At 62.2% G+C, this 1,302-nt stretch carries 1 protein-coding gene; it reads right to left on the reverse strand.

Annotation, left to right across the window (positions count from 1 at the left end; genetic code table 11):
- Positions 1 to 29: 29 nt before the first annotated feature.
- The coding region (locus PQQ96_RS42000) for a recombinase zinc beta ribbon domain-containing protein (RefSeq protein WP_408303306.1) at positions 30 to 1,302 on the reverse strand (1,273 nt) is incomplete at its 5' end.

Consider the following 1,302-nt stretch of genomic DNA (forward strand, 5'->3'; position numbering starts at 1 on the left):
TTGGATCTCTCATAGCAATGCCCTCTGGTTCATGAAGTGCGTTCGAAGAAGTCCGGCTGTTCGCTGACGACCTTGATGCGCAAGCCTTTGCATCGACCGCGGCGGACCAGCACCGCGTCGAGTTCGCCGCGCTTTACACGCTGCAACACAGTTTGACGGGAAACACCGAGTCGCTGCGTTGCGACCTGCATAGCGACGTATCCATCAGGAGTGCTATCAACAAAGATACGACGCAATGCTTCTGTTATCCGAATGCGCCAGGGCGCACCGGGCGTGGGATGCTCGCCGGCGATGAAGCCGTCATTGACCCAGCGATGGAGTGTCGACGATGCCGTGCCCAGCACGCGGGCGGCCTGGCGGACGCTGAGCAGTTCTCCATCGGGCTGCTCGGCGGGTGGTTCGAAACAGGGGATCTTCCAGTGACGGCGCAGGTTACCCACGAGATTCTGGTTGAAGCGCATCCCCTGTGCACTCAGCCGACCCTGCGCATTGAGGATGCCCGCAATGGTGGCGTCGGGATAGTGCTGCGCGAGCCGACGGACCAGCGCAAGGGTCTCTTCGTCGGTGCGGATGGTGGCGGGCCGCGAGCGGGGGAGCTCCACATCGCATTCGGTGAGCTTGCCGCCTCGCCAGCGCAGTTTAAGATGCGCCTGGTATTGTTCGCGATGAACGGTAACCGTCACTTCCTCAAGCAGGGCGCGCAGCAACTGCTTTCTGTCACGCACGGCGAGGTTCGGCGCATACCACAGTAGCTGAAGATCTTTGCCGAGTGCCAGGAGGCTTTGGCGTTCCTGAACGCTCAACGTTCGAGGGCGGAGCTGCTCGCGCCGCTCCAACTCATGTTGTGCCTGCTCGAGGTCGTGCAGACGTTTCTCCCATTGGGCTTCGAGCCCGCGTGCCACCAGGCGATTCTCGGGGTCGACGGCATGGTATCGGCGCTCGGCCCGCTGCGCTTCATAGCGCGCGCGTTCCACAGCCAGTCGCCACTGCACAAGCGCGGCGTCATGATCGGCTTCGAGAAGCTCTGCGGCCCGCACAGCAGCTTGCAGACCGGCAGGCTCGACGGCACGCAGGAAGGATTCAGCGGCAGCTTTGTCGATCTGCAGGCCACCGACATTCAGGCAATAGACGCCACGGCCATTCACAACACCTTTATTTGCACAATGGTATCCCGGCGTCTCGTTCATGCCGCGGTAGTGGGTTCTGAGTCGCCGGCCACAGTGACCGCAGATCGCCAGACCCTGAAGCAAGGCTGTGCCCTCTCTCACGGCCCCTCCGGCGTGATGCGGCGTGGGTTTGATA

Origin of the sequence: Paraburkholderia sediminicola (assembly GCF_046027825.1) — a bacterium.
Lineage (GTDB): Bacteria > Pseudomonadota > Gammaproteobacteria > Burkholderiales > Burkholderiaceae > Paraburkholderia > Paraburkholderia sediminicola_D.